The organism is Sulfurimonas lacustris (assembly GCF_059705355.1).
Genome location: NZ_AP046125.1, coordinates 900,864 through 926,801, shown reverse-complemented (window position 1 = coordinate 926,801; position 25,938 = coordinate 900,864). Strand labels below are relative to the sequence as shown.

24 protein-coding genes are annotated in these 25,938 nt (G+C 39.6%); 5 read left to right on the top strand and 19 right to left on the bottom strand.

All coding sequences use genetic code 11. The annotated features are described in order from the left end of the window. Window positions 1–92: 92 nt before the first annotated feature. From AC6H4V_RS04945 to AC6H4V_RS04930, 4 genes are read left to right on the top strand one after another with little or no spacing between them, the layout of a single operon-like run. Window positions 93–1,466: a TolC family protein gene (locus tag AC6H4V_RS04945; protein WP_497607716.1), complete on the top strand. Its 1,374-nt coding sequence runs from the start codon at window positions 93–95 to the stop codon at window positions 1,464–1,466. Next, the gene (locus AC6H4V_RS04940; protein WP_497607715.1) at window positions 1,463–2,254 is read left to right on the top strand and encodes an efflux RND transporter periplasmic adaptor subunit; all 792 of its coding nucleotides are present in this window, start codon (window positions 1,463–1,465) and stop codon (window positions 2,252–2,254) included. Before AC6H4V_RS04945 ends, AC6H4V_RS04940 begins: the two co-directional genes overlap by 4 nt. 9 nt (window positions 2,255–2,263) lie before the next feature. After that, window positions 2,264–3,850 carry an efflux RND transporter permease subunit gene (locus AC6H4V_RS04935; RefSeq protein WP_497607714.1) on the top strand — a complete coding sequence of 529 codons (1,587 nt, stop codon included), beginning with the start codon at window positions 2,264–2,266 and terminating at the stop codon, window positions 3,848–3,850. Further along, window positions 3,843–5,531, top strand: a complete 1,689-nt coding sequence (locus tag AC6H4V_RS04930; RefSeq protein ID WP_497607713.1) for an efflux RND transporter permease subunit — start codon at window positions 3,843–3,845, stop codon at window positions 5,529–5,531. Before AC6H4V_RS04935 ends, AC6H4V_RS04930 begins: the two co-directional genes overlap by 8 nt. A gap of 69 nt (window positions 5,532–5,600) precedes the next feature. On the opposite strand, the gene serA is transcribed toward AC6H4V_RS04930, so the two are convergent. The 7 genes from serA to pheS form a co-directional block, all read right to left on the bottom strand. Next, on the bottom strand, window positions 5,601–7,190 hold the full coding sequence (gene serA / locus AC6H4V_RS04925) for a phosphoglycerate dehydrogenase (RefSeq protein ID WP_428730480.1): 1,590 nt from the start codon (window positions 7,188–7,190) through the stop codon (window positions 5,601–5,603). Then, window positions 7,190–7,675, bottom strand: a complete 486-nt coding sequence (locus AC6H4V_RS04920) for a hypothetical protein (RefSeq protein WP_497607712.1) — start codon at window positions 7,673–7,675, stop codon at window positions 7,190–7,192. The genes serA and AC6H4V_RS04920 overlap by 1 nt, the downstream gene beginning before the upstream one ends. Window positions 7,676–7,679: 4 nt before the next feature. Continuing rightward, window positions 7,680–9,335 (bottom strand): 30S ribosomal protein S1, encoded by a 1,656-nt coding sequence (locus AC6H4V_RS04915; protein WP_428730482.1) that lies wholly within the window; start codon window positions 9,333–9,335, stop codon window positions 7,680–7,682. Window positions 9,336–9,460: 125 nt separating this feature from the next. Next, a complete protein-coding gene (locus AC6H4V_RS04910; RefSeq protein WP_428730483.1) occupies window positions 9,461–10,288 on the bottom strand; it encodes a 4-hydroxy-3-methylbut-2-enyl diphosphate reductase in 828 nt (275 codons plus the stop codon). Beyond that, window positions 10,289–11,569, bottom strand: a complete 1,281-nt coding sequence (gene aroA, locus AC6H4V_RS04905; RefSeq protein ID WP_497607711.1) for a 3-phosphoshikimate 1-carboxyvinyltransferase — start codon at window positions 11,567–11,569, stop codon at window positions 10,289–10,291. Further along, window positions 11,566–13,902 carry a phenylalanine--tRNA ligase subunit beta gene (gene pheT / locus AC6H4V_RS04900; RefSeq protein WP_497607710.1) on the bottom strand — a complete coding sequence of 779 codons (2,337 nt, stop codon included), beginning with the start codon at window positions 13,900–13,902 and terminating at the stop codon, window positions 11,566–11,568. The genes aroA and pheT overlap by 4 nt, the downstream gene beginning before the upstream one ends. Further along, window positions 13,899–14,891, bottom strand: a complete 993-nt coding sequence (gene pheS / locus AC6H4V_RS04895) for a phenylalanine--tRNA ligase subunit alpha (RefSeq protein WP_428730486.1) — start codon at window positions 14,889–14,891, stop codon at window positions 13,899–13,901. The genes pheT and pheS overlap by 4 nt, the downstream gene beginning before the upstream one ends. A 123-nt stretch (window positions 14,892–15,014) precedes the next feature. On the opposite strand from pheS, the gene AC6H4V_RS04890 reads away from it, so the two are divergent. Further along, the gene (locus tag AC6H4V_RS04890; RefSeq protein WP_428730487.1) at window positions 15,015–15,371 is read left to right on the top strand and encodes a histidine triad nucleotide-binding protein; all 357 of its coding nucleotides are present in this window, start codon (window positions 15,015–15,017) and stop codon (window positions 15,369–15,371) included. A gap of 18 nt (window positions 15,372–15,389) precedes the next feature. Here the strand turns inward: AC6H4V_RS04890 and AC6H4V_RS04885 are convergent, their stop codons facing one another. From AC6H4V_RS04885 to AC6H4V_RS04830, 12 genes are all read right to left on the bottom strand, one after another. Then, complete coding sequence (locus AC6H4V_RS04885) at window positions 15,390–15,854, bottom strand: OsmC family protein (RefSeq protein WP_428730488.1); 465 nt, start codon at window positions 15,852–15,854, stop codon at window positions 15,390–15,392. 2 nt (window positions 15,855–15,856) lie between these two features. Further along, window positions 15,857–17,236, bottom strand: coding sequence for an argininosuccinate lyase (argH, locus tag AC6H4V_RS04880; protein ID WP_497607709.1), 1,380 nt, complete (start codon window positions 17,234–17,236; stop codon window positions 15,857–15,859). Window positions 17,237–17,332: 96 nt separating this feature from the next. Beyond that, window positions 17,333–17,674: a cytochrome C gene (locus AC6H4V_RS04875; protein WP_497607708.1), complete on the bottom strand. Its 342-nt coding sequence runs from the start codon at window positions 17,672–17,674 to the stop codon at window positions 17,333–17,335. Window positions 17,675–17,755: 81 nt separating this feature from the next. After that, window positions 17,756–19,573 carry a menaquinone biosynthesis decarboxylase gene (locus tag AC6H4V_RS04870; protein ID WP_497607707.1) on the bottom strand — a complete coding sequence of 606 codons (1,818 nt, stop codon included), beginning with the start codon at window positions 19,571–19,573 and terminating at the stop codon, window positions 17,756–17,758. A gap of 2 nt (window positions 19,574–19,575) precedes the next feature. Next, on the bottom strand, window positions 19,576–20,517 hold the full coding sequence (gene hemC, locus AC6H4V_RS04865; protein WP_497607706.1) for a hydroxymethylbilane synthase: 942 nt from the start codon (window positions 20,515–20,517) through the stop codon (window positions 19,576–19,578). Beyond that, on the bottom strand, window positions 20,518–21,339 hold the full coding sequence (locus tag AC6H4V_RS04860; protein ID WP_497607705.1) for a DsbA family protein: 822 nt from the start codon (window positions 21,337–21,339) through the stop codon (window positions 20,518–20,520). Next, window positions 21,302–21,715 (bottom strand): FxsA family protein, encoded by a 414-nt coding sequence (locus tag AC6H4V_RS04855; RefSeq protein WP_428731056.1) that lies wholly within the window; start codon window positions 21,713–21,715, stop codon window positions 21,302–21,304. Before AC6H4V_RS04855 ends, AC6H4V_RS04860 begins: the two co-directional genes overlap by 38 nt. Further along, a complete protein-coding gene (gene proS / locus AC6H4V_RS04850; protein WP_428729841.1) occupies window positions 21,715–23,022 on the bottom strand; it encodes a proline--tRNA ligase in 1,308 nt (435 codons plus the stop codon). The genes AC6H4V_RS04855 and proS overlap by 1 nt, the downstream gene beginning before the upstream one ends. Further along, window positions 23,019–24,323 carry a glutamyl-tRNA reductase gene (gene hemA / locus AC6H4V_RS04845; protein ID WP_428729840.1) on the bottom strand — a complete coding sequence of 435 codons (1,305 nt, stop codon included), beginning with the start codon at window positions 24,321–24,323 and terminating at the stop codon, window positions 23,019–23,021. The genes proS and hemA overlap by 4 nt, the downstream gene beginning before the upstream one ends. After that, window positions 24,323–25,210: a polyprenyl synthetase family protein gene (locus AC6H4V_RS04840; RefSeq protein WP_428729839.1), complete on the bottom strand. Its 888-nt coding sequence runs from the start codon at window positions 25,208–25,210 to the stop codon at window positions 24,323–24,325. The genes hemA and AC6H4V_RS04840 overlap by 1 nt, the downstream gene beginning before the upstream one ends. An 8-nt stretch (window positions 25,211–25,218) precedes the next feature. Continuing rightward, complete coding sequence (locus tag AC6H4V_RS04835; RefSeq protein ID WP_497607704.1) at window positions 25,219–25,635, bottom strand: hypothetical protein; 417 nt, start codon at window positions 25,633–25,635, stop codon at window positions 25,219–25,221. After that, on the bottom strand, window positions 25,636–25,938 hold the full coding sequence (locus AC6H4V_RS04830) for a DUF2018 family protein (protein WP_497607703.1): 303 nt from the start codon (window positions 25,936–25,938) through the stop codon (window positions 25,636–25,638). It lies immediately after the preceding gene.

Here is a 25,938-nt window from a genome sequence, read left to right as displayed (position 1 = left end):
ATTATAATAAAATACATAGAATTCAAATTATCATTATAATAAAACAAAATATATGTTATTATTTGAACTTAATTTTAAGGAGAAAAATGCTTATGAAATATTTATCTGCTTTTTTTACTATAACACTCTTTTTTGGTACATCTGGAGTCAGTGCATCCCAGACGATTGACCTCCAAAAGGGTATTGAGCTGCTCAAAGCGCAAAATTTAGAGATTGAAGCCGCCAACATCGATATAGAGAGTGCGCTTCAAGATGCAAAAATTGCCTCTGGAAACCACTACGGCAAACTTGACTTTATCCAAGATTTCGCCAACTCTGATGATGCTGGAAATGTCTTTGGATTTAAACTTAGCTCACGTGAGGCTAATTTCGGGGATTTTGGGGCAAAAGAGTTTATGGATGTCTTTTCAACGACAGGACAAGGTGATTATGTCACTCCGCCACACGACCTAAACTACCCAGATGCTAGAAACTACTTCCAAAGCAAACTCAAGTATGAAGTTCCGCTCTTTACGGGCTTTAAGATATCAAGCTATGAAGAGATTATGGATTCTGTCATAAAAATCAAAAAACTTGAGAAGTCTCAAGTGATGAGCGAAAAGATTTATGAGCTAAGAAAAAGTTTTTACGATATGGCGCTTCTTGATGATTCTATGACAAATTTAAAAGTCATATTGAAAAATATAGAGACTTTAGAGACGATGACAAAAGAGATGATTGAAGTTGGGTACGCAAAAAAAGTCGATTTGCTTGAAGTCCAAGCAAAAAAGGGAAATGTAGAGCGACTTCTCTCTCAGATGGAGTCCAACAAAGAGTTGCTTTACCACTACATTAGCTTTTTACTCAACCAAAAAGTGACTTCCATCCAGACACCTTCACTTGAGATTACAGCACCAGCCCTCTCAAACAGCGAGATACTCCAAAACAACCTTGATATCCAAAAGGCGAACAACGGACTTGCCGTCAAAAAAAGCATGATTGATGTTGCAAAATCCTCTTACTACCCTATGGTTGGAGCTTTTGCGGAGGTTGCTACTGCGGATGATAAGTTCTTAAACCATGCCGAAGATCACCAATCCTACACCCTTGGAGCACGACTTACGTTCAATCTCTTCAACGGTGGCATCGATGGTGCAAATATTGAAAAATCTCGCCTTGAATATATGAAAACAAAATCGCAAGTCGCTCTTGCAAACAGCGGCATCGAGCTTCAAATTCAAAAGATAAGAACTGAGATAGAGAGCCTTGGCAAAGATATAGAGTCTCTCAAAAATGAGCTTCTTTTAGCAGATGCGATTTACAACAACTATGAGGCGAGATATAGGGAAAAACTCTCCTCTATGAGTGATGTCATCATCAAACAATCAGAACAGATTCAAAAGATACTGCAGCTACAACAGACTATAAACAAGCGAAACGAGCGTATTTTCGCACTTGAAAAACTAGCAAACGGAGAAGAAAAATGAGAAAAATAGCAACACTTTTAGTAGTTCTTAGCGCGCTGCTTGCCGCTGAGGGGATAACCCTCTCAGGTACGGTTATAAGTGACAACAAAAAGATGATTACAAGCCGTTTTATGGGCTTTGTCACGGATGTAAATGTTGCAGAGGGAGACAGTGTCAAAAGAGGCGAACTCCTCTACACCATAGACTCTAAAGAGATTGATTCTGCGCTTACACAAGTAGAACTTGGTATCTCTCAAGCCCAACTCTCTCTTCAAATGTATCAAAACCAATACACAAACGTAAAACTAAACCTTGAGCGACACAAAAGACTGCTTGAAAAAGATATGGTTTCAAAGTTTGAAGTAGAAAACCTTATGCTTGCGGAAGAAAATCTGGCAAATATGATTATCATCGCAAAAAAACAGGTTGCACAAGCACAGGCACGCCTTGAAGAGGTCAAAAACCAGTACAAATACCTCAATATCACAGCACCAAATGATGGCGTTATCGTAGCTAAGAACATCAACGTAGGAGAGATGGCAATGCCAGGAATGCCTGCACTTGAACTCTCCGACCTCTCCACACTCAAAATCTCTACCGAAATCGCCGAGGACAACTTAGGGCTTATCAAAGAGGGTAAAAAGGTAGTTGTCAACATCCCATCACAAAACATCCAAACAGTTGGAACCATCAGTGCTATCATCCCAAGTTCTAACCCGATGACGCACTCATTTAAGATAAAAATCTCCTTCCAAAACGTTTACAAATCCATCTACCCTGGCATGTATGCCACCGTCGTCATTGAGTAAGGCTTCGCTATGATTCACTATAAACCCACAGACATAGCAGGCAAACTGGCATCCGGATTTTTGCGAAATCCTCTTACCATCGTACTTGGCATCTTTTTGCTCTCCATCGGTTATCTCGCTCTTAACATCATGCCTCGTGAAGAGAACCCGCAAATGGTCGTGAGCGGTTCAACCGTTATCGTTGCCCTTCCAGGGGCGAGTGCCGCTGAAATTGAGAAAGTTATCGTCAAACCGCTTGAGAGAAAACTCAAAGAAGTCAAAGGCGTTGAAAACATCATGAGCATGTCCATGGACAACGTCGGCGTTGTCAATGCCGCATTTTTCATAGGCGAAGAGAAAGAGGACTCAAACCTCAAAGTCTATGACAAAATCATGCAAAACTCAGACATGTTTCCAAAAGGTGCGATGAACCCAATCATCAAACCGCTTGATATAGACGTCGATATCCCTGTAGTATCTGTAGCTTTTTACTCAAAAGATGCAAATATGAGCAAAACTGAACTCTATGAGAGAGCAAAAGAGATACAACACCATATCAATGGTCTGAAAAATGTCGCCGTTACAGAGCTCAAAGGCGGAAACAAGCAGCAGTTTAACATCGAAGTTGACTTTAATAAGCTCTCTGGTTACAACATCTCTATGGGGCAGATAGTTCAAGGCGTCCAGTCCCTCTCTTATAGTGTTCCGGCCGTAAAAAACAGAACAAAAGAGAATGAAATCATTATGCTTGGCGTCAAAAATGCCATCGAGAGTGCTGAAGATATCGGTAACATTATCATCGCTCAGTACATGGGTTCTCCAGTTTATCTAAGACAAATCGCAAGTGTCACCTCCTCTTATGATATACAAAACTTCAAATCAGCAACAATCAGCAAAAAAGAGGAAAATGGCACATTTTCGCCACTCCAAAATCAAGTTACTCTCACAGTTTCAAAGCTTCAAGGCACAAATGCAGTCGTGATTGCCGATGCAGTAAAAAGCGAATTAGAGAGCTATAAAGAGTTTTTAAACAACAACAATATAGGCTATGTTATCACTAGAAATGACGGCGAGCGAGCAAACGAGGCAGTTAACGAGCTTGTGTTTCACCTCCTTCTCTCCATCGTTATCATCGCCATTTTGCTCATCTTGGTGCTTGGATGGAGAGAGTCGCTTATCGTCACCTTTACCGTTCCTGCCATCTTGGCTATCACGCTCTTTGTAGCATATCTCACAGGGCAGACTATCAACCGCATCACCCTTTTTGCCTTTTTACTCTCGCTTGGACTTCTTGTGGATGCGGCTATCATCGTTATAGAAAATATCCACAGACACTACCACTCCAAAGAGTCCGCACATAAAAGTGTGGATGACATTATGGTCGAAGCTACAGATGAAATCGGACCGCCAACCAACATCGCAACATTGGCGATTATTATGACCATGGTACCAATGGCGTTTGTCGGGCAGATGATGGGACAGTTTATGAAACCTATCCCTGCAAACGTTCCTGTAGCACTCATAGCATCGCTTTTTGTTGCTTACATCTTTACGCCATACTTAGCGGCAAGAATGCTAAAAAAACCAGAGTTTCACAGTGAGGACAAACATGTTTAAAAAATTTCAAGATACGGTTTTTGAGGGAATCCAAAATCCTAAAAAAAGAAACTTCATTCTTTTTGCAACTTTTGTCGCTTTTGTACTCTCCGTACTTATGATTGCCCCTAGCAGAATGGTTTTGGCAAAGATGCTTCCGGGGAAAAACAACGACACTTTTACCGTCTATACCACGCTTGCTGAGGGAAGTTCCATCGAGCAGACAAACAAAGTAACGGAGTGTGTTGCCGATTTTCTAAAAAAAGAGAGGGAGATAACTGATTTTGAGGTTTTTTTAGGGATGGGCGCACCGCTTGACTTTGCGGGTCTTATCAAAGGCTCACACTTCAAAAACAGCGAAAACGTTGCCGAGATTGTTGTCAACCTTACAAAAAAACATCACAGAGAAGAGCCGTCTTACTTTATGGTTCAAAGAATCAGACCTGACATCCAGCAAAAATGTACCGCTCTTTTTAACAACACAACCATCACTTTTGTAGAGCCTCCAGCGGGTCCTCCTGTTTTAGCGGCTATTGTTGCCGAGGTTTATGGACAAAACAGCGATGGCATAAGAGAGCTTGCAAAAAACATCAAAGGCGTGTTTGAAAAGACGGAAGGCTTGGTAGATGTGGAGATTATGCAAGATGAGATTTACGATACATTTGAGGTAGAAGTCGATAGCACAAAAGTCTCACTATCAGGCATAAACGTCAAACAACTTAACGATGTTTTATATCTAGCTTTTGAGGGTATGCAGATTGCGGTAAAAAACTCTGCTATTGCAAATGATCAGATTCCCATCTTTCTTTCACTAAGCAGAGAGTCCAAAAAGTTCTCATCGAAAGATATAAACACTATCAAAGCAAAACTATCCTCTCTTAAACTGATGAATCAGATGGGGATGATGACACCGCTAACAGAACTCGTTACCATCGTTCCTAAAAAGTCAAATCCGATGATTATGAGCAAAAACCTCCATAAAATGACCAATGTTATGGCGGAGACCGACATGGTTTCGCAAGTTTATCCTCTTATGGACGCAAGAGATACTATCCTTGATACATTCAAAGAAAAGTATGACATCGAAAAAATCGGGCTTTTCAACCTTAGACTAACAGACAAAACTTCTAAAGATATTTATGAAATTATCTGGGATGGAGAGATGGAAGTAACGCTAGATACTTTTGTCGAACTTGGCGCCGCTTTTATCGCTGCACTTGTGCTTATCTTTTTGCTTATGGTGGTTTACTACAAGAGTTATACACTTAGTGGCATCATTCTTTTAGGCTCATTTCTATCCATTATCGGCGTAATTGTCGGGCATTACATTATGGATTTGTTTACAAAAGATACCTTTTTCTTGACGGCTACATCACTTATCGGCTTTATTGCGCTTATTGGTATCAGTTCGAGAAATTCGCTTTTACTTATCGACTTTACTGCCTCACTCATGAGAGATAGTGGCATGGACAAAGCACAAGCTATCGCATATGCATCAGCAACACGTGCAAAACCCATTTTCTTAACTGCCGCAGCCATCATACTCGCTTCAACGCTTCTAGCAGGTGATGCGGTCTTTGGAGGGCTTGGAGTTGCTCTTATCTTTGGAACAATCGCAGCGGTAATAGCCTCTTTGATTATCGTTCCGATACTTCTTTTTAAAGCAGATTTAGAGAGACATTTCAATTTGAATGATGAGTAAAATGGAGGTGGGGCTTTAGCCCCGCAAAAAACCGTAACTTTTGGACGAGGCTAAAGCCTCACTTCCAAGTTATAGTCTTGCGTATTGAACGCTTGAGCAAGCGTCAATTTTAAGAAGTTCACCAAGCGTTTCATCGCTGATAATGTTATCAACCAAGATAACTGCAAGTGCCTGTTTTTTGTCATTTCTAGCAAGTGAGAAGTCTGCAATATTGACATTGTATTTTGCTAACGTTGTGCCGATATTGCCTATAACACCTGGGACATCCTGATTTTTAAGAATAATCATATCCCCTTTAAGCGCGACCTCGATATCAAATCCATCAATAGATACGATTCTAAAGATATTGTCATCAAAAATCGTTGCACTGATAGTTGTCGTTCCACCCTCAGCAGTTGTAAGCTTTATAGTGATAAGGTTTTTATAAACAGATGAGTCATGAAGTGCTTCAAACTCAACTTTTATCCCTTTCTCTTTTGCTACAAAGTCAGCATTTACGTAGTTGATAGTATCGTCACTTATCTGGCTCATCGCACCAACTGCAACAAATGTCGCAAGTGAATCAACATATTTTGCTATCTCACCCTGTCCGCTTACTTTTATCGCAACGATTTGAGATTTGTTAAGCTGAGACTCCAAGAAACCGATTTTTTGTCCCATCTCTAAAAATGGCTTTACAAACGGAGGAATCTTTGTCTCATCAATTGGAAGATTCATAGCGTGTGCATAAGAGATACCTTTTGCCGCAGCGATAGCATTTTCAGCCGCCTGCACACCGATGTTATACTGAGACTCATATGTATTTGCGCCTAAGTGAGGTGAAACTGTAACATTGTCTAAGTCTAAAAGCGGATGGTTTGTTGCCGGCTCTTTCATAAATACATCAATACCGGCAAAACGGATTTTACCGTTTGTTAGCCCCTCATAAAGAGCCTCTTCATTGTAAAGACCGCCTCTTGCACAGTTGATAAGAACAACACCCTCTTTCATCTTTGCAATTTCGTGCTTATCTATCATGTTTGTTGTTTCTTTGTTTTTTGGCGTATGGATAGTGATGATGTCACATGCCAAAATATCTTCAAAGTTTTTCGTATAGACCATATTAAGGTCTGTTACTTTGGAAGGGTTGATATATGGGTCGTATGCCACGATATCCATTTCAAACGCCTGCGCTCTCTTTGCTACACGGCTACCGATGTTACCAAAACCGATAACGCCAAGTTTCTTACCTTTTAGCTCATACCCATACCACTTCTCTCTTTTCCAAACTCTCTCATGCTTGAGGTGGTTATGAGAGTATGGGAACATTCTCATACAAGAGAGCATGTGTGCCATTGTTAGTTCAACTGCTGCGATTGTGTTTGCAGTCGGAACGTTCATAACGATGATGCCCTCTTTAGAGCACCCAGGAATATCCACATTATCCACGCCAACACCAGCACGAACGATAGCTTTCATGTTTTTTGCATGCGCAATAAATTTATCATCAACATCAGTGGAACTTCTCGTAATAGCAACATCTGCTTGCTCAATAATTTCTAAAAGTTTCTCTTTATCTTCATCCGCTGCCATGATAAAATGGATGCTTTTATCATTGCGAAGCATCTCTAAACCAGCTTCATGTATATGATCACAAACTACTATAGTATGTTTTTGCATTATGTATCCTCTTTGTACAGCCCAACAGTGGCTGAAATTTGATAATTTTTTAACACTTCTACAAGAGAGTTTAACTTCTCTCTCTCTTTTGAGTAAATAAGCAACTCTGCAGAGTTTTTATCTTTTTTCAGATAATACTTTAAATTATGACGTTTTAACTCCTCTTTTAAGCAAAAGAGCTGATAAGGATCCATTAAAGGGGCAGAGAGCTTGTAAATCGTTGGTTTTGTTACAACAATCTTCTCATTCAAATCAACTTGAATTAAAACTTCATTTACGGGGTAAAAATATCCTAATTTTTCTGTTTTAGAAAAATGGTTCAACCACACTTGTTGTGGTTGTTCTACAACGACATCACTTTTATGCTCTAAGGGGGTTAGTGCTACGGATGTTTCGTCTGAATTTATTGAAATGAGAAAAAAAAGGATAAAAACAGCCACTCCTACTGCAATGAGAGGAGTGAGCCATCTTAGAATTTTTCGCACATTATTACTTGAATTTATCTTTAATCAAATCACCCAAAGAGTGTGACTCATCATCGTTGATTTCATCTAGCATTGCTTGATTTTTTATATAGTCTAATTGCTTTACAGATAAACGAATACGGTCACGGCGTGTATCAATAACTGCGATTGCTGCTTCGATTTTTTGACCTACAGCCAAATCACTTTTTTGGAGTGGTGCAAGGTCTTCATCACGGATAAGAGCATCCACACCATCTTCTAGTGAAACAAAAACGCCAAAATCTTTGATATCACGAATAGTTCCCGTTACAACGCTCTTAAGCTTATGTTTTTTAGCAAATGTATCAATCGGGCTCTCTAAAAGTGCTTTTCTGTTAAGAGAAATCTTCTGGTCATCCGGAGAAATTTTTGCAATCTTCACTTCAACTTCGTCTCCAGTTTTCAAAACATCTTTACACTTGACATTTTTGTCCCATGAGATATCTTGATTGTGTAAAAGACCTTCAATGCCATCGATACGAACAAAAGCACCAAAATCTGTCAATGAAGTAACAGTTCCTTTGATAACATCACCCTCTTTATGATTTTTCATAAACTCATCAAAAGGTTTTGCTAAAAGTCTCTTTAGTGAAACACGAAGCTTGTGTGTTTTAGGATTGATTTCAATAACTTCAACATCAATCTCTTGACCAACTGTTAGGTAATCATTTGGATTTTTAACGTTTTTATCCCATGAGATTTCTGAAATGTGTAAGAAACCTTCTATGTCGTTTCCTAAATCAACAAAAACACCATATGCTTCGATATTTGAAACAGTTACAGTGATAGTATCGCCCTCATCCAATTCGCTCTCAACTTCTGCCCAAGGGTCAGACTGAACTGCTTTGATAGAGAGTGAAAGATGTCTCTTGTCTTTATCGTAAGAGATAGCTTTTACCATTACAGTATCACCCTCTTTGTAAAGTTTTGAAGGATTTACTGGTCCTTTGTAGCTTATCTCATTGTAGTGAACTAAACCGTCAACACCACCAACGTCAACAAACATACCATAACTTGTAATTTTCTTGATAGTTCCCTCGATGATGTTGCCATCTTCCATAAGCTTGTCGATAGCTTCTTTTTTCTTTTTACGCTCATCGTTGAAAAGTTTACGACGAGAGACAACGATAGAGTTTTGCTCTTCATCAATTTTTACAACTTGTGCTTTGATTTTGCGACCAACAACATCTTCGCTCTCTTTAAAAGCCGCTAAAGATTTAGGCATAAAGAATGTTACATCATCAGCTTCTACTACATAACCACCACGGTTTTTCTTAGTAATTACGCCATCGATTACGATATCTTCGAAGTTCTCTTTGTACTTGTCAATGAAATCAATAGTTTTTTGTTGTTCTAAAACTTTTTTGTATGATATCTTAGGACGCTCATTGTAGTATCCTGTTACCATAACTTTGATTTTATCACCAACTTTAAACTTCAATGCGCCATTTTCGCTGATTTCATCTAAACTAAGGATTCCCTCTAGTTTATCGCCAACACCTACTAACGCTCTGTTTTCATCCGCTTGGATTTCAACAATTTCACCCTCAACAATGCGGCTTGTTTCTTGCTGCTTTTCACTTGCAGCAAACATCTCTGCAAAATTTTCTTCTTCTTCAAATGATTCGTTATCGAACGCCATTACCTATCCTCTGTTACATAAAAATTTCGTGAGTATATCCAATTATGAATAATACTTTTATTAATTATTTGAAAATAAGGGTCTAAGATAGAATAAAGAAGCAAAAAAAAGCTTACAAAATAGCCCTAAAGACTATTTTGAATTGCATTAACAACATTTTGTATAATCCAATCAGGGGTAGAAGCACCTGCACTGATACCACAAAGCTCTTTGCCATCAAACCAAGCAAAATCAAGCTCTTTTTCGTCCTCAATATGGTAACTTTCTTTACAATTATCTAGTGCGATTTTAAAAAGCTCTTTTGTGTTGGATGAGTTTTTACCGCCGACAATAATCATAACATCGGCTTTTTTAGCAAGTTTTCGTGCTGCTTCTTGGTTTTCAAATGTTGCGTTACAAATGGTGTTGAAAACTCTTACCTCTTTGTATCTTGGTATAAGATAGTTGGCAATTTCCAAATAATCTTCAACGCTTCTGGTTGTTTGTGCTACAAGCGCGATTCTCTCTTTAAGTTTTAGACCTTCCAAATCTTTTGGTGCGGTTACAACAGTTGCGCCATACTTTGCATAACTCTTCACCCCTTTTATCTCAGGATGGGCATCATCTCCAAAGATGATAATCTCATACCCTTGCTCGCTCATCTCTTGACAAATCTGCTGCGGTTTTGTGACATAAGGACAGGTTGCATCCACAACATCCACTTTTTTTGCTCTAAGCTCTTCAAGCTCATTTTTTGGTATGCCATGCGTTCTGATGACTGCTTTATCGCCTGAAGCAAAACTGTTGTGATTGTCAGAGAGTCCAACATTAAAATCTTTCTCCAAACGCTCAATCTCTTTAGAGTTGTGGATAAGCGGACCGTATGTTGCAGAGTTTCTATTCTCTTCAGCTATTTTAATGGCTCGTTTAACACCAAAACAAAAACCGTAACTCTCAGCCAGCTCTATCTTCATCTACGCAAACTCCACCTTTGTGATTTTTTGTAAAAGCTCAAAAAAGTTTGGAAAAGAGGTGTTTACACACGCGATATCTTCCACTTCCATCCCACATCTAAGACCCGCTATCATAAAACTCATAGCGATTCTGTGATCTCCATGACTGTTGATGGTAGCGGCTTTTAGTTCAGAACCTCGTACGCTATAGCCGTCATGAACTTCCTCTACTTCAATCCCACAAGCTCTAAGTCCGTTTACTACAGTTGAGATTCTATCGCTCTCTTTGACTCTAAGTTCCTCTGCATTTTTTACGACACTTACGCCCTCTGCACACGCAAAAGCGATAGAGAGTGCCGGAAGTTCATCGATAAGCCAAGAGATATTATCTTCAACCGTTATAGCACGAAGAGGAGCATACTTGACATGTATGTTGCCAATAGGTTCATATTTGCTATCGGTCGTTTCATAAGTTATATCCGCACCCATTCTGCGGAGTGCTTCAAATGCTTCAATGCGTGTAGGATTGAGCGTAACGCCCTCTAAAACAACATCAGAATTTGGAGTAATTGCAGCGGCAATTCCAAAGAAAAATGCACTTGATGGGTCGGCTGGAACTCTTATCTTTAGTGGTGAGAGAAGTTTTTTCATCGGTTTTATTTTAGTTACAAGCCCGTTTACTTCTATCTCTGCACCCATACCTTTAAGCATTCTCTCCGTATGGTCTCGGCTAAGTTCCGGCTCGCTGTAGCTACACTCTCCATCAGCTCGCAAAGCCGCCAAAATCATCGCACTCTTGACTTGTGCCGAAGCGATTTTACTCTCATACTTAAATGCACTAAGAGATGCTCCCCTAATGCTTAGCGGTGCCAAATCGCCGTTGTTTCTGCCATCAAGCTTTGCACCGATATCGCGAAGCGGAGCAGTTACCCGCTTCATTGGGCGACGGCGAAGGTATTCATCTCCCGTTAGGACAAAATGTCCCTCTGCCGAACTCAAAAGTCCGCAAAAAAGTCTCATTCCAGTTCCGGAATTGCCACAATCGAGTATCTCACTGCTCTCTTTGATGCCCTCAGAACTTATCTTGATAACCACTCCGTCATCTTCTACCGTTGCACCTAGATTTTTTACGATTTGAAGGGAGTTGAGCGTATCTTCCGCTCTTAAAAAGTTCTCTATCTCGCTTGTTCCATCCGCCAACATGGCAAACATTGCACATCTGTGAGAAATCGATTTATCGGGTGCAATTTGGGAAGTACGGAGCGAAAATCTCTCCGCTTTGCTCACTTTTATGCTTCTCATCTGATGCCTACCTCAAGTTCACGCTTAAGAGCTGTCAAAACAGCGTCCATTGCATTTGTGATGTCCTCTTCTTCAAGTGTTTTATCATTCGACTGAAGCACAAAACGGATAGAGAGACTCATGTTATTCCCTAACGTCGCATCGCTGTACTTATCCACTGGGTAAAAACGCACAAGCTCTTTAATTTGACAAGTCTCAATAACTTCTTTTATCTTTTCATAAAGCATACTTTTGGGCATAACCACGCTTAAATCTCTAAAAGAGGCTTGGTATCTTGAAGTTGTTTTTGCTGTTTTGAGTGCGTATGGCAACCCTTCAAAATTTAGCTCACACATGTAGGTTGTATCTAAGTCATAGTTCTCTTCAACATCTGGATGCAGACGAAACATCTCGCCCACACTCTCACCATCTACAAATATTGCAGCACACTGATAAGGGTGTGAAAGTATATGCTTAGTCGTAAACTCACGAAGTTCAAATGAACCGATGATATTTGAGAGTTTCTGCGCAAAAAATGCAAAATCTACTTTTGAAGGCTTTCCTGCATTGGATAAACTCTGAGCCTCTCTATCGCCACATAAAAGAAGAGCCATTTTCAAAGATTCATTTCGCTGTGCATCAAAAACAGAACCGACTTCAAAGAGTCTTACTGAGGCGTAGCCATTTTTGCTGTTATTAGATGCTGCCTTGAGAAGTCCTGTAAGAAGCGTAGTTCTTAGTGTATCTAGTGTATTTACTATTGGGTTTAACAACTCTTTGTTTGCATCAATCGTCTCAAATCCATACTGTTGTAAAACTTTTTTTTCATCAAAAACAAAATGTACAGACTCAAAAAAGCCGTTATAGGCAGCTTTGTGTCTGTATGTCTCTCTTTTTTTGTAGTTAAAGTAGTCATCGCCAAAACTATTTGCTTCTGTAAAAGTAAATGGCTTAGATGCAATGTTGTCAATCCCCACCAAACGAACAATCTCCTCAACGATATCTTGCTTGTTGAGGATATCATGTCTAAATCTTGGCACTACAATAATAAAATTATCTGCTAGAGATTTTGTTGTATCAAACCCTAGATTTTTAAGTATTTTTGTAATTTTTGCTTTATCGATATTTGCACCAATAATTGCATCAATCTCTTTTTTGCTTACACTAATAATTTTATCGTCATATGCTTCTTCTATCTCTATAGTTCCGCCGTACACCAAGGAGTCTGAATGGGAGTCTATCATACCTATGCAGTAATCCAATCCCTGATTTAGCTCTGGTTCACTCCCTCTTGAAGCTCTATAGTAAGCGGTTCCTGATGGGATTTTTTTCTCTTGCATCTTCTTGGAAATTACGTCTGGTGCAATATAAGTTGCCTCAATCAGTACAAGTCCCTCACTAAAAGTTACTTTTGAGATATCCTCTTGTGACACGCCAACAATAGAAGCCACCTTCTCTTTTGTCTTAATGGAAGCAAAGCCATTTGCATCCATGCTAAGAGATATTTTTGCCATTGTCTCACCTGCAGCACAAAAGAAAGCATGCTCATATGCTCTTAAAACTACCCCACTGCTGTGTGTTGCATAAACCATAAGAGACTCAATAGCAGACTCTTTTTTCTCTTCAATTTGAGCAAGTCTCATTTTCATAACAAGCGGCAGAACAAAGTTTTTAATATCCACTGCTTTGTAACGAATCTCAACGTCTAAATTATTTTCATGCGAAAGCGATAAAATACGTCCTATACCAACTCGTTTGTCCTCATCTTCACGCAAAACTCTCTCGCGAAGCGGCTTGTCAAAAGCTGCACTCAAATCTCTTGCTACGCCTCTTATACTAAGGCAATCTCCACGGTTTGCAGTCAACTCTATCTCGATAACCGAATCACTAAAGAGAGGATTTGTGCAGAGCTCTTCACCTATTTTGTATTTGCCTATGCTGCTATCTAATTCAAGAATACCCTCTTGAACATCACCAAAACCAATCTCTTTGGAAGAACATATCATACCCTCCGATGCGACGCCACGAAGCACTACTGGCTTGATAAGTGTACCATCGGGCATAACAGCACCCAAAGTTGCAACAACGACATCAAGTCCAGCTCTAACGTTTGATGCACCGCAAACTATCTGCTTGACGCCATCTCCGGTATCCACTTTACAAACATTTAACTTATCTGCATCGGGATGTTTTTCACACTCTAAAACTCTTCCAAAGAGTATCTTTTGAGGAACTTCGTATGTTTTTACACTATCAACTTCTAGTCCAATGGAGTTAAGTGTTTTTAGCAATCGCTCTGTAGAAATCGCACTTAAGTCTATCCACTCGTTTAACCAACTTCTTGTAACTATCATCTAAACTGCTCCAACAACTTAATATCTCCCTCAAAGAGTGAGCGAAGGTCTCCAATCTGATGAATCAGCATAGCAAATCTCTCAACGCCTAAACCAAACGCATAACCACTTACATTTTCATACTTTACCGCGGCAAAAACATTTGGATCAACGATACCGCAGCCTAAAACTTCGAGCCATCCTGTCTTTGAACAAACTCTACACCCCTCGCCTTTACAAAAAACGCAAGAGATATCCACTTCAGCAGATGGTTCTGTAAAAGGGAAAAAGCTAGGACGAAAACGAACTTGAACATCGCCAAACATATACTTTAAAAAGTCTTCCAAGATAAACTTAAGATTTGCAAAAGAGACTTTGCCCTCTTCATCAACCAAAAGTCCCTCCACTTGATGAAACATCGGAGTGTGGGTTATGTCATAATCTCTTCTAAAAACAGCCCCCGGAGCTATCATGCGGATAGGTGGTTTTGAGGACATCATCGTTCTTATCTGAACAGGAGAGGTGTGCGTGCGAAGAAGCATCTCGTCTTTAAAGTAAAAAGTGTCTTGCATATCACGCGCAGGGTGGTATTTTGGAAGGTTGAGTGCTTCAAAGTTGTTAAAATCGTCCTCTACCATCGTTCCTGTTTTAACGGCAAAATTCATAGACGAGAAGTACTCTACTATCCTATCCATCGTCTGCATTACAGGATGAAGCGCGCCAGCTTCACAAGACATGCTAAACATCGTTACATCTATCGCCTCAGCTCTCATCTTTTCTTGGAGTTCTAATGTTTGAAGCACTATTTTTCTAGCAGTAAGTTCGTTCATAAGTGCATTTTTATGGACATTTAACTCTTGTGCAATTTTTGATTTTTCTTCATCCGGTGCTTCTTTCATTCTGGCAAATTCTGCTGCTAGAACACCCTTTTTACCAAACACAGATATACGAATCTCTTCGATTTTATCAACACTTTGCGCTTCTTGTATCGCATCATACCACTGTTTCAATAGATTCACCCATACTAGAGGGAAACTCCCTCTTAAATTTTATGCGATTATAGTCAAAAATAATTTATATATAGCTTCATTTGTCAATTAGTATGTTACAATAAAACAAAAAAAGGATGCAGAATGTGCCTGTTTTGTAAAATAATTAACCGTGAAATACCCTCAAATATCATCTTAGAAAATGAGGACTTTTTAGCATTTCATGATATCAATCCAAAAGCACCAGTTCATATTTTGGTTATTCCAAAAATGCATGTGGAAAGCTTTCATGAAGTCTCTGGAGAAGTTATGAATGGGATAACTCCGTTTATACAAGAAGTTGCAAAAGAGTTAAGTCTTGACAAAAATGGATACAGAGTGATAACAAATATAGGGGAAGATGGCGGTCAGGAGGTCAAGCACCTCCATTTCCACGTCTTAGGTGGTGCAAAACTTGCATGGTCACACCTAAGCGATGCACATCCAAAAGAGATGATTTAAAAAGTAGAGTATGCCCTACTATGACGGGCAGCTCTCTATCTCTCCTAAATCTATCTTGCTTCCACCACCTGAAATCATCTTCTCATTTTCTCTGATTTTTATTCCATTGTGTGTAATAGAGTATGAAATCAAGACACTATCTCTTATGGTATTTATGGTTGAACAGTAGGTCTCTAAAGATGCCATAACCCATCTAGCAGCCATCATATCATCACCATCCGAATCAAAACTATACTCCAGATGAAGCGTGTTGAACTTTTTTGGAAAATCTTCATTACGCACGGCATCACCCTCAATAACAAGATTAGAGACTGTTTTGCCCTGATTTTTTGGAAGCAAAACAACATCTGTTGCACTGCATGAGATGATGCCTGATAAAAAGTACTCGATAGGTGTTATCTGCGGACAATCAATGATAAAACTGCTCTTCTCAGTTTTAGCCTCAAACTTCATCTCATTTAAATGTGATATCGTCACTTTCATGCTTATTGCTCCAAAAAGTTTTTAAAATACGCCAACTGTTCTTCTGTTCTTTGCGTAGAAGTTCCGCCGGCAGATGTTCTTGCGTTCATAGAGTTTTCAATCGACAAAAACGGCAGTACGTCAGCACTTATACGTTCATCTATCTCTTGAAGATACTTTAGTTCTATATCACTCAAATCAATTTTAAGCTCTTCACTCTTTGCAACCGCTTTTCCTGTGATGAAGTGTGCTTCTCTAAAAGGAATATCGCATTTTTGAACTAGATAATCCGCCAAATCTGTAGCACTTAAATGACCGATTTTAGAGGCATTTTTCATATAGTGCGGTTTAACCGTCATGGTTTTGATCGCTTCTTTAAGGATTTCAAGTGAAATTTGGGCAGTCTCTACCGCATCAAAAACGCCCTCTTTATCCTCTTGCGTATCTTTGTTATAAGCAAGCGGAAGCCCTTTCATGACGGTTAGAAGCCCCATCAAAGAGCCATAAACCCGTCCTGTTTTACCACGTAAAAGTTCCGGAACATCTGGATTTTTCTTTTGCGGCATGATAGAAGAGCCGGTCGAGTACTCATCACTAAGCTCAACAAATCTAAACTCATAGCTAGACCACATAACAAGCTCTTCACTCAAACGTGAGATGTGCATCATCATGGTTGCAATATTAAACAGTATCTCAAGTGCAAAATCTCTATCACTTACGGTATCAAGGCAGTTTACACTTGCACTCTCAAAACCTAAAAGCTGAGCTGTCATATCTCTGTCTATCTTGTGCGGTGTTCCCGCAAGTGCGGCACATCCAAGCGGAGAGATATTATTTCTTGCATGCGAGCTCTCAAATCTCTCAATATCTCTCTTAAACATCGAAAGATAGGCACTCAAATGAAATGCGAAGTTGATAGGTTGTGCATGCTGCAGATGCGTCATTCCTGGAAGGATAGTTGTTGTATGCTTTGAAGCCACTTCGTAAATCTCACGCATCAAAAACTTCAACCCATCAACAATCTCTAAGTTTTTACGAAGCACATAGCGACGAAAATCAACTGCAACCTGATCGTTTCTGCTTCTTGCCGTATGGAGTTTTTTGCCTGCATCACCAATAATGGCAGTTAAACGCTTCTCAATCCCCATATGAACATCTTCATCCGATATCTTCCACTCAAAAACACCTGATTCAATCTCCTCTTTTACCTGTAAAAGCCCTTGCTCAATTTGCGCAAGTTCATCAGAGGTCAAGATACCCTGCTTTGTAAGCATCTTTGCATGCGCCAAAGAGCCTTCAATATCCTCTTTGTAAAGTTTTCTATCAAACATTATAGAAGCGTTGAATTGATCTAAGAGGGAAGAAGTACTCGCACTGAAGCGACCTGACCACATTTTATCCATGAGTTCTCCAATATGAAAAAGTTTCGTATTTTAGCCAATCTTTATATAAAATGGGGTGGCAAGATAGAAATTTCTATCTTACAAAAAGAAGATGGTTTAGTTACAAGCAGGAACGTTGCCGCTGTCGCTTGCATACTCAAGTAAAAAATCCTTGAGATGTTTAGATGTTTTTGAAAAATCTTTGCTCTCAAAATATTCACGAGAAGGCTCTGCATCTGCCTCTTTGCTTTGCAAATGCATCTCAATAAGTTTTTCACCTTTATTTTTCATAATGCTATTCCACTCTTTTTTTTTCTTCGTGGCAACAAAAGCTTGACCAGCTTTATGACATTTGACACATTTCTTGACAAACTCATTTTGTCCTTTGTAAACAGCTGCATCCAACGCACAAGATGCAAAAATCGACAGAGATAAAACAGAAATTAAAAATTTATTCATATGCTTAACCCTTATAATAATTGCTTATATTACATTACACTTTATTATACGAACCTTAGAATCTTTTAAAATGATATTAAATCACGTTAATTGAAACTTTTCATACAAGTTTTCACTCAAATCCCACACGCCTTTACTTTTGAGCGATTCTACAACACTTGGTGTACACTCAACATCATCAGGCCATCTACGCTCAAATCCATCGAGTGCATTTTTATTTGTTCCATCGACTCCAACCATAAGACCAGAGATAAAAACATCTCTCATGGCGTCCATATTGTTCGTCACTCTCCACAGAAGCATATAGGCGTTATGAATGTCATTTTTAAAAGCATCTACAAAAACAACAACCCGTAGATGCATACTTAAAGGAAGAAGGGCATCAAAGTAGTTTTTCGCATTTTTTGTTTTTCGAATTGCTATTACAGTGATTGGGTTTTTTGTTCTTCGCATAAACTGATGCAAAGTTAGCGCGTCAGGGATAAGTTCTTGAATCTTTTGAAGCAACTCTTCATCTCCTAAAAGATTTGGCGCTTCTACTTTGTTTGCTGCTGTTGCATCGATGCCTAGCTTACCGCCGACTAGTGCTTCTGGAGAAGAGTGGTCAAGTGCATCTAAAATCCCATCGGTGATATAAAGAGACTTCGGTGTAAATCTATCAAGAATATAAGCACTCAGCACCTCATAACTCTCCAAATTTGGAGCTTTTTCATCCAGAAAAATCGCATGTTTGACAAAACTCATCTGCCCCGCACCCCAAAAAGCATGCATAAACTGTTTTGCATGTCCTTTGTAAAGCGGCTGCATTTTTGCCAAAATAAGATTATGAAAGCCACAATTTTCAGGCATATGATAATCAAGCAAATCCGGTGCAGTTGTTTTTAGAAGCGGGAAAAATATCTTCCCCGTTGCCCAGCCCATATATTTATCTTCAAGCGGCGGTTTGCCTACAACTGTCGCTAGATAAGTTCGCTCTTTTTTCATAGTGATGGCACTTACTTCAAGAACCGGATAAGGTTCTTCAAGTGTATAGTAACCCGTATGGTCTCCAAAAGGTCCCTCTATACGCATCTCTGCCGTGTCCACCCATCCCTCGATAACGTAGTCAACATCATGGGGAATATAGAGCGGATTTGTAAGGGATTTGACAAGTTTAGCGTTCTCTTTTTTGATAAGCCCGTACATCAAAAGCTCATTAACACCATAAGGAAGTGGCGCTGTTGCACACCAAGTGTAGAGCGGGTCTCCGCCGATAGCAATGGTTACGGGCATCTTTTTACCCGCCTTTTGGTACTGGTCAAAAAAGTGCGAAGAGTCTTTATGAATCTGCCAGTGAAGTCCCAGATGGTTTTTATCGTAAATCTGAAGTCTATACATCCCGACATTTACCATCTCGCCATCAAGACTTTGTGTATAAGTCTGCCCCATCGTGATAAAAGGACCACCATCTTGTTCCCATGTCGTGAGTACAGGGATTTTGTAAAGGTCAACTGCATCATCGAGATATCGAATTTGTTGACATGAAGCTTTCATATTTGTGCGTTTTGGAAAGATATTTTTGAGTGAAAAAAGCTCACTCGCCATGGAGAGTTTGTTGAAAAAACCAGCAGGCATCTTCATGTGAAGAAGCTTTGTAATCTCATCGGCAACAGACTCTATGGTTCTTCCAAAAAGAAGCTCACAGCGTCTATACGACCCAAAAACATTCATCAAAATATTTTCTTCAAACTTTTTGCCACTTTTTTTATCGACAACGTTGGTAAAGAGAAGCGCTTTACCACCATCTTTTTTCTTTACCTCTGCATAGGCTAAATGAGGGATTTCAAGGTAGATATCAAGCTCCTGCTCGATTACTCTTAACTCATCATTTTTTCTCAGTAGCTCAACTGTTTTTTGCATATTTATTTATTTTCCATCATAGCTTCAGCACGCACAAGAAGCTCTTTTGCTCCCTTTGCGATAAACTCTGCTGCTATCTCTCTACCGATGTTTTCATACCCTCTCTTAGATGCAGTTTTCATATCGCTCAACATCTCTGTACCATCAGGAAGACCCAATGTCGCTCTAATACTGATGCTTCCATCGTCCAAAACTGTCGCATTGACACCTATTGGCACTTGGCATCCGCCTTGAAGCTCATCGACAAAATCTCTCTCAATAGTCGTCTCAATTCTGCTGTACTCATCTTCAAGACATGCTATGATTTTAAGCACTTCTGGGTCATTTACCGCTTCAATTCCCAAAGCTCCCTGCCCCATGGAAGGCACCATCTCTTCAAGAGAAATCGGGTAAACATGCTTAACTGTATCTAAAAGAGAGAGACGGTTAATACCTGCAGATGCCAAAATAATAGCATCAAACTCACCCTCTTTTAGTTTTCTGATACGTGTGTCAACATTGCCTCTTAAATCTTTGATAATCAAATCTGGACGCAATTTTTGTATCTGCATACGACGGCGGAGTGATGATGTACCTACAACGGCACCTTGTGGAAGTGCATCAATGTTGGTATATTTTTCAGACAAAAGCGCATCTCTTGCATCTTCTCTCTCAGTAATAGCCGCAAGGAGCAAACCATCAGGCATAACCGTCGGAACATCTTTGAGTGAGTGCACAGCGATTTGCGCCTCGCCACGAAGCATCGCCTCTTCAAGCTCTTTTAGAAAAAGACCTTTGCCGCCTATCTTTGAGAGTGCTTTGTCTTGTATGCGGTCTCCCGTTGTAACGATAACATTAAGTGAAACCTCAAGCCCCGGATTTTGCTCCTCTAAAACAGCTTTGATATGGTTTGACTGCCAAAGTGCCAGTTGTGATCCTCTTGTTGCTATAACTAATTTTTTCATCTATTTTGCCTCTTTATATTTCATTTTTGTTCTATCTATCACACCGTCAAAAAACAGAGTCGGAGTGCCATTTACCATAAGTGAGTCAGCTATCTTTAAATCACTTTGCAGATGCTCTGATACCTCTTTTGAGAGAAGCTCAAAAGGTTGGATGTTAGAGTGCATCACTTTGTTGAACTCTTCTAAAATTTTTTCATTTGATCTCTCTTTAGGATTTACGTTGACTTTGTAAAGGTTGAGTACAACATCTTTTGCACCTTTTAGTTCAAGCGCTATTGCCGCTTTTACAAGTTCGACTGCTGCTGGATGGAGCGATTCTAGTGGAAAATGGTAGTAGTAAATGGCAAATTTATTTGGCTCTTTTTTCATATACTCCAATGCTTCAGGAACAAAAGTTTTGCAAAATGGGCATAGTGGGTCTGAAAAAATAGCTATCTTGTACTTTGCGTTTTCATTTCCATAGATAAGATTCTCTTTCTTGTAATGCTCAGGTTTCATCGGCAATGAGACCATCTCGTTCATATCTTTTGCTTGTTCTAAGTCAAAAATCTCTTTTGCGATAACCTCACCATTAGAGAACCAAACCATTTTTTGAACAACCTGTCGCCCATCCTTTTTTAAAATTGCGTCAAACTCAACATAGTAAGCCTTCCAATCATCATGCCCTTTGACATCAGTCACGTTAGTAACTTTGAGTTTAAGTGACTTTATGCTTTGGTTTCCCGCAAACATCTTCTTTAAAAAACCCTCAACTTGCTCACTCGAAGCATCTGCTCGTAAAAAACTACTTAGTATGAGAATTGTCGCTAATAATTTCAACATCAATGACATCACTATCCTTTTCTTTGTTATATTTTTTATACTTTGATTTTACATCATAACGATTAACAAGCATAGACGTAAATACGCTAAACTGAAGTAAAATACCTATAATATCCGTCAAAAAACCCGGAACGATAAGCAAGATAGCACCAACAATCGTAAAAAGATTAAGTCTTTGAAGCTCGTTTAAATCTATAGTGCTATAAGAGACTGCCATCAAATTTTCTCTTAAAGTTGTACGGAAATTTGCAAGTATAGCAAAACCTAAAAATGCGCTAAAAATTATCTCAAAAAAAGTTGCCAATCCGCCGATAGCTGAAGAGATGTTGACAGAAACAAGCACTTCAAAAAAAAGATAAATCAAAAAATAGAGCATTAAGAGAGAAGCTCCACAATCTTGCCGTAAACGGTTTTGGCATCAATAGACAATGTCTCTTTTGTGCGTCTCTCGTAAACCTGCACCATACCGTTTTCAAGCTCTTTTCCGATGATGATAGTGTATGGAAAACCAATGAGTTCCGCATCTTTCATCTTAAAACCAAATCGCTCTTTAGAATCATCAAGTATTACATCGACTCCAGAGTTTTTAAGTCTCGCATAAAGCTCTTCGCCTAATTGCATTTGAGCTTCATCTTTAATGTTTGAAACCATGATATTTACCACATACGGAGCAGTTGCTTTTGTCCATATACACCCGTCTTCATCGTGGTTTTGCTCGATAACTGCCGCTACAAGTCTGCTCACACCTATGCCAAATGTCGCCATCTCAAAAGGTTTTGCTCTGCCGTTTTCATCATTAAAATGTGCTTCAAGCGGTGCAGAATACTTAGTACCTAACTGAAAAATATGCCCGACTTCTATCCCTTTTTTGAAGTGAAGTGCCGCACCGCAAGAGCATTTTTTATCAATTTTTAGCTCTTGAAGCTCCTCGTAAGATTTTGCTTTAAGTGCATCAATCTCCTCTTCGCTCTCATAAATCGTCTCGATATTTGCGCCGTACTCGCACGCCTCGCATACGACAAGCGTATCTTCACCGCTGTTTGCCAAAACGTGAAACTCTTTGCTTCCCTCTCCGCCGATTGCACCGCTATCTGCCGCAACTACTCTAAAGTCAAGTCCAAGTCTTGTGAAAATCTTTTTGTAAGTCTCTTCCATAAGGTCAAACTCTCGCACCATATCTTGGGTACTTGAGTGGAAAGAGTAGCCGTCTTTCATTAAAAATTCCCTACCACGCATCAATCCATATCTCGGTCTTGCTTCATCACGGAACTTTGTGTTTATCTGGTAGAGGTTAAGCGGCAAATCTTTGTAGCTGGTCACTCTGTTTTTTACCATCTCCACCATAGCTTCTTCATTTGTCGGGCTAAGTACAAACTCGTTTTCATGTCTGTCATGGATGCGGAGCATCTCTTTACCCATAGCTTCAGAACGACCGCTTCTCTCCCATAATCCTATAGGTGTGACAAAACTAAGCTGTACCTCTTGGCAACCTGCACGGTCTAGCTCCTCTTTGACAATAGCTCTGATTTTCTCCAAAACAATCTTGCCAAGTGGCATAAAGTTGTAAAGTCCGGCACCCTGCTGGTTGATAAAACCGCCTCTTACCAAAAACTTGTGGCTTGGCAGTGTTGCATCAGAGGGCGCCTCTTTTGCTGTGGGAATAAAAGCTCTACTTCTTCTCAATTTGTTTTTCCTTCTATGATGTTTAATGCATGTTCGCACTTGTATTTGTCTGGCATCTCGCTTCTATCTTTTTGTATCAAAAACTGTACTGCACTTGTAAGCATGTCAGCTTTTGACTCCTCTGAAACAGAGCGCATTTTAGAGCTCATTTGGTGTAAAAAACGTTTCATCGCCTGCTGTGCCATCTTTTTTGCTTGCGCTTCATACTCTTTTGGGATATACCCTTTTTTGATAACACGCTCACTCTCGATTTGTGCCGCTTCAAAAGCTTTTTGATAAATCTCTTTTATCATCGGCTCAATATTAAGCGTACTAAGCCACTCAAAAAATTCCACCGTACTTCTGCCAATAATCCCGTGAGCTTTTCGCGCGCTATCTTCTCGAATCCCGATATTTTCATCTACTATGCTTTTTAAATCATCTATCACATAGAGGTTGATTTTATCGCCTTTGTGGTAGTTGATGTCTCGTGGAAGAGCCAAATCAAACCAGTATCTCTCAAAATCACATGATTTGATAATCTCATCAGTGATAATAGGCTCTGGAGCAGAAGTTGCGGTAAATAAAATCTCAAACTCATTGATGGCATTTGCAAGTTCGCTATACTCTAGCACTTTTGCACCGCAATCATATGCGAGTTTTTGGGCATTTTCTCCTGTTCTGTTCATGATATAAACATCCGCTCCGCTTGAGAGAAGATGTTTTGCCGTTATCTCCGACATTTCGCCAACACCAATAACAAGAGCCTTTTTACCCTCAACACTCTCTAAAACAGATTTGAGTTTTGCAACTGCAACGCTTGCTATGGAGACCGGTTTTGAGGAGATATCTGTTGCGTTTCTTACTTTTGCAGCACATTTAAAAGCGTGGTGCATCGCACGTGCAAGTTTTTGCCCACTAAATCCGTTGTCATAAGAGAAACGAAATGCGTCTCTAAGCTGTCCTGCGATTTGTGTTTCACCAACAACCATCGAGTCAAGAGAGGATGCAACGCTAAAGAGATGGTGAATCGCACTGCTGTCATCAAAGATATCAGCTCTTCCCTCAAGTTCTTCGATAGAGATGCCCGATCTTGCCGCAAGCATCTCAAAAATATGCTGCGTTGCCCCCGCAATATCGCTGCAACTACAAAAAACTTCCATACGGTTGCATGTAGAGATAAGGATGGATTCGTTGATAGCTTCGCCCGCATTTAATTTTGTCAAACACCCTTTTGTGGCGTTTTCATCTTTGTAGGAGAGTTTTTCTCTTATCTCAAGCGTTGAATTTTTGTGTGAAAAACTTATGTTTAAGTAGTGCATTAGTAACTTCTTTTTATCATGGTTTCTAAAATTTCTATCAGTCCTGCATCCTCTTTGACGGCTTGCATCGCTTCGTTGGATAGTTTTTGCGCTAAAGCAAAAGATTTTTCTATGCTTTTATGCTCTTGCATCTTCTCTTTTATCCAAAGCGTCTCTTCTTTGTCTAAAACTTTTGCATGAAGCCTGCGAAGTCTCTCTTGTTCTGGTGTATTTAGTGCGTGGTAGAGGTAGATATAGGGGAGTGTGCATTTGCCCTCTACAAAATCATTCATAGCAGGTTTGCCAAGGGTTGCTTCATCGGCGGTAATATCTAAAATATCATCTATGATTTGAAACGAAAGCCCAAGATTTTTCCCGTATAAAGCATGCTTTTGTGCATCTTTGCCCTCTAAAAGAGCAGCTCCTTGAGCGGCAGCTTCTATGAGGGTAGCTGTTTTAAGGTAGAGCATATCGAGATATATCTGCGCATCGTCATTGAAATTTTGCGACATCTTCACATCCATCATCTCGCCTTTGCTTAGAGCTGTAACCGAGGATGAAACGACCTTTGCAATCTCTCTATCAAACAAAACAAGCTCGCTAAAAGCTTTTGAGTAGAGGATGTCGCCAAGCATAACTGCTGTTTTACTGCCATCTGTCGCATTTACTGAAGGTGTACCGCGTCTAAGTGTTGCCTCATCGATAACATCATCATGAAGCAGACTTGCCCCGTGGACAAGCTCTACAATTGCGCCAAGAAGAGGAGCTTGTTCGCTTGAGGTTGCAATTTTCAAAATCAGTTTTGCGCGAAGCCTTTTTCCGCCTTGAAGCTTCTCAAAAAGATGAGTGACGACGTCATAATCTATCTCTTGAATCAGCCTTGCTATCTCTCTTTCAACTCTTTGCATATTGTACTTTATCCATTTTTTAATTCTTCCAACTCTACAAGCTTATCTTTATCAAAAAGAAAAAGTTCAAAAAGAGCCTCTTTAGACTCCTCTTTGAACTCTTTAAACTTTACAAGCAGATAAGCCCTTTGGGGATATTTGCCCCCTTTTGGCATCAACTCCAGACGAAAACTTTGGTTTTCATGTCTCAAAGAGAGGACATTTTGTGCGACTATCTTATCATAAGAACGAAAAATGACAAGAGCACCATCTTTGTAGAGTGTCCATCTAAAAGTAAAAAGCTTTTTTTTATCAGCGTATTTTACAAAAATATCCTTTTGCTCATCTTTTTTCAGCAAAATTTCTTTACTCTCTTTAAACTGGGAAGCAAAAACAGGAGTAAAATTAAGCACTAAAAGAGCAAAAAAAACAAAAATTTTTTTCAATTATTCACTTTGCGATAAAATCGAACCCATCAGCTCTATATATAAATTTTTAGCAAAATTATCCACTTCATCTCTGCGAGTGAGAATGTAAGAGCGAATCTCTTTTTCTATCTCATCACCATCATCACTAAACTCCTCGCCACACTTCTCACGCATCATCATCTCCATAGCAGCAGCTCTATCGATGAATTTTTCAAGTTCGTGTCTGACCACATCATTGTTTGCGTTAAACACAACATCCATTAACTTGCTTTTTGGTGATCCCATAAATATATCATCTTCGTCTTCAAATAATCCGTACAT

Excerpts from the sequence above, each read along its gene's own strand:
- AC6H4V_RS04940 (WP_497607715.1), top strand. The coding sequence starts at position 1,463 with ATGAGAAAAATAGCAACACTTTTAGTAGTTCTTAGCGCGCTGCTTGCC.
- AC6H4V_RS04890 (WP_428730487.1), top strand. The coding sequence starts at position 15,015 with ATGTGCCTGTTTTGTAAAATAATTAACCGTGAAATACCCTCAAATATC.
- AC6H4V_RS04915 (WP_428730482.1), bottom strand. The coding sequence starts at position 9,335 with ATGGCGTTCGATAACGAATCATTTGAAGAAGAAGAAAATTTTGCAGAG.
- AC6H4V_RS04830 (WP_497607703.1), bottom strand. The coding sequence starts at position 25,938 with ATGTACGGATTATTTGAAGACGAAGATGATATATTTATGGGATCACCA.
- AC6H4V_RS04910 (WP_428730483.1), bottom strand. The coding sequence starts at position 10,288 with ATGAAGATAGAGCTGGCTGAGAGTTACGGTTTTTGTTTTGGTGTTAAA.
- AC6H4V_RS04870 (WP_497607707.1), bottom strand. The coding sequence starts at position 19,573 with ATGCAAAAAACAGTTGAGCTACTGAGAAAAAATGATGAGTTAAGAGTA.
- argH (WP_497607709.1), bottom strand. The coding sequence starts at position 17,236 with ATGGATAAAATGTGGTCAGGTCGCTTCAGTGCGAGTACTTCTTCCCTC.
- AC6H4V_RS04945 (WP_497607716.1), top strand. The coding sequence starts at position 93 with ATGAAATATTTATCTGCTTTTTTTACTATAACACTCTTTTTTGGTACA.
- AC6H4V_RS04875 (WP_497607708.1), bottom strand. The coding sequence starts at position 17,674 with ATGAATAAATTTTTAATTTCTGTTTTATCTCTGTCGATTTTTGCATCT.
- AC6H4V_RS04930 (WP_497607713.1), top strand. The coding sequence starts at position 3,843 with ATGTTTAAAAAATTTCAAGATACGGTTTTTGAGGGAATCCAAAATCCT.
- AC6H4V_RS04885 (WP_428730488.1), bottom strand. The coding sequence starts at position 15,854 with ATGAAAGTGACGATATCACATTTAAATGAGATGAAGTTTGAGGCTAAA.
- serA (WP_428730480.1), bottom strand. The coding sequence starts at position 7,190 with ATGCAAAAACATACTATAGTAGTTTGTGATCATATACATGAAGCTGGT.
- AC6H4V_RS04860 (WP_497607705.1), bottom strand. The coding sequence starts at position 21,339 with ATGTTGAAATTATTAGCGACAATTCTCATACTAAGTAGTTTTTTACGA.
- aroA (WP_497607711.1), bottom strand. The coding sequence starts at position 11,569 with ATGAGAAGCATAAAAGTGAGCAAAGCGGAGAGATTTTCGCTCCGTACT.
- AC6H4V_RS04855 (WP_428731056.1), bottom strand. The coding sequence starts at position 21,715 with ATGCTCTATTTTTTGATTTATCTTTTTTTTGAAGTGCTTGTTTCTGTC.
- hemC (WP_497607706.1), bottom strand. The coding sequence starts at position 20,517 with ATGAAAAAATTAGTTATAGCAACAAGAGGATCACAACTGGCACTTTGG.
- AC6H4V_RS04935 (WP_497607714.1), top strand. The coding sequence starts at position 2,264 with ATGATTCACTATAAACCCACAGACATAGCAGGCAAACTGGCATCCGGA.
- AC6H4V_RS04840 (WP_428729839.1), bottom strand. The coding sequence starts at position 25,210 with ATGCAAAGAGTTGAAAGAGAGATAGCAAGGCTGATTCAAGAGATAGAT.
- pheT (WP_497607710.1), bottom strand. The coding sequence starts at position 13,902 with ATGATAGTTACAAGAAGTTGGTTAAACGAGTGGATAGACTTAAGTGCG.
- hemA (WP_428729840.1), bottom strand. The coding sequence starts at position 24,323 with ATGCACTACTTAAACATAAGTTTTTCACACAAAAATTCAACGCTTGAG.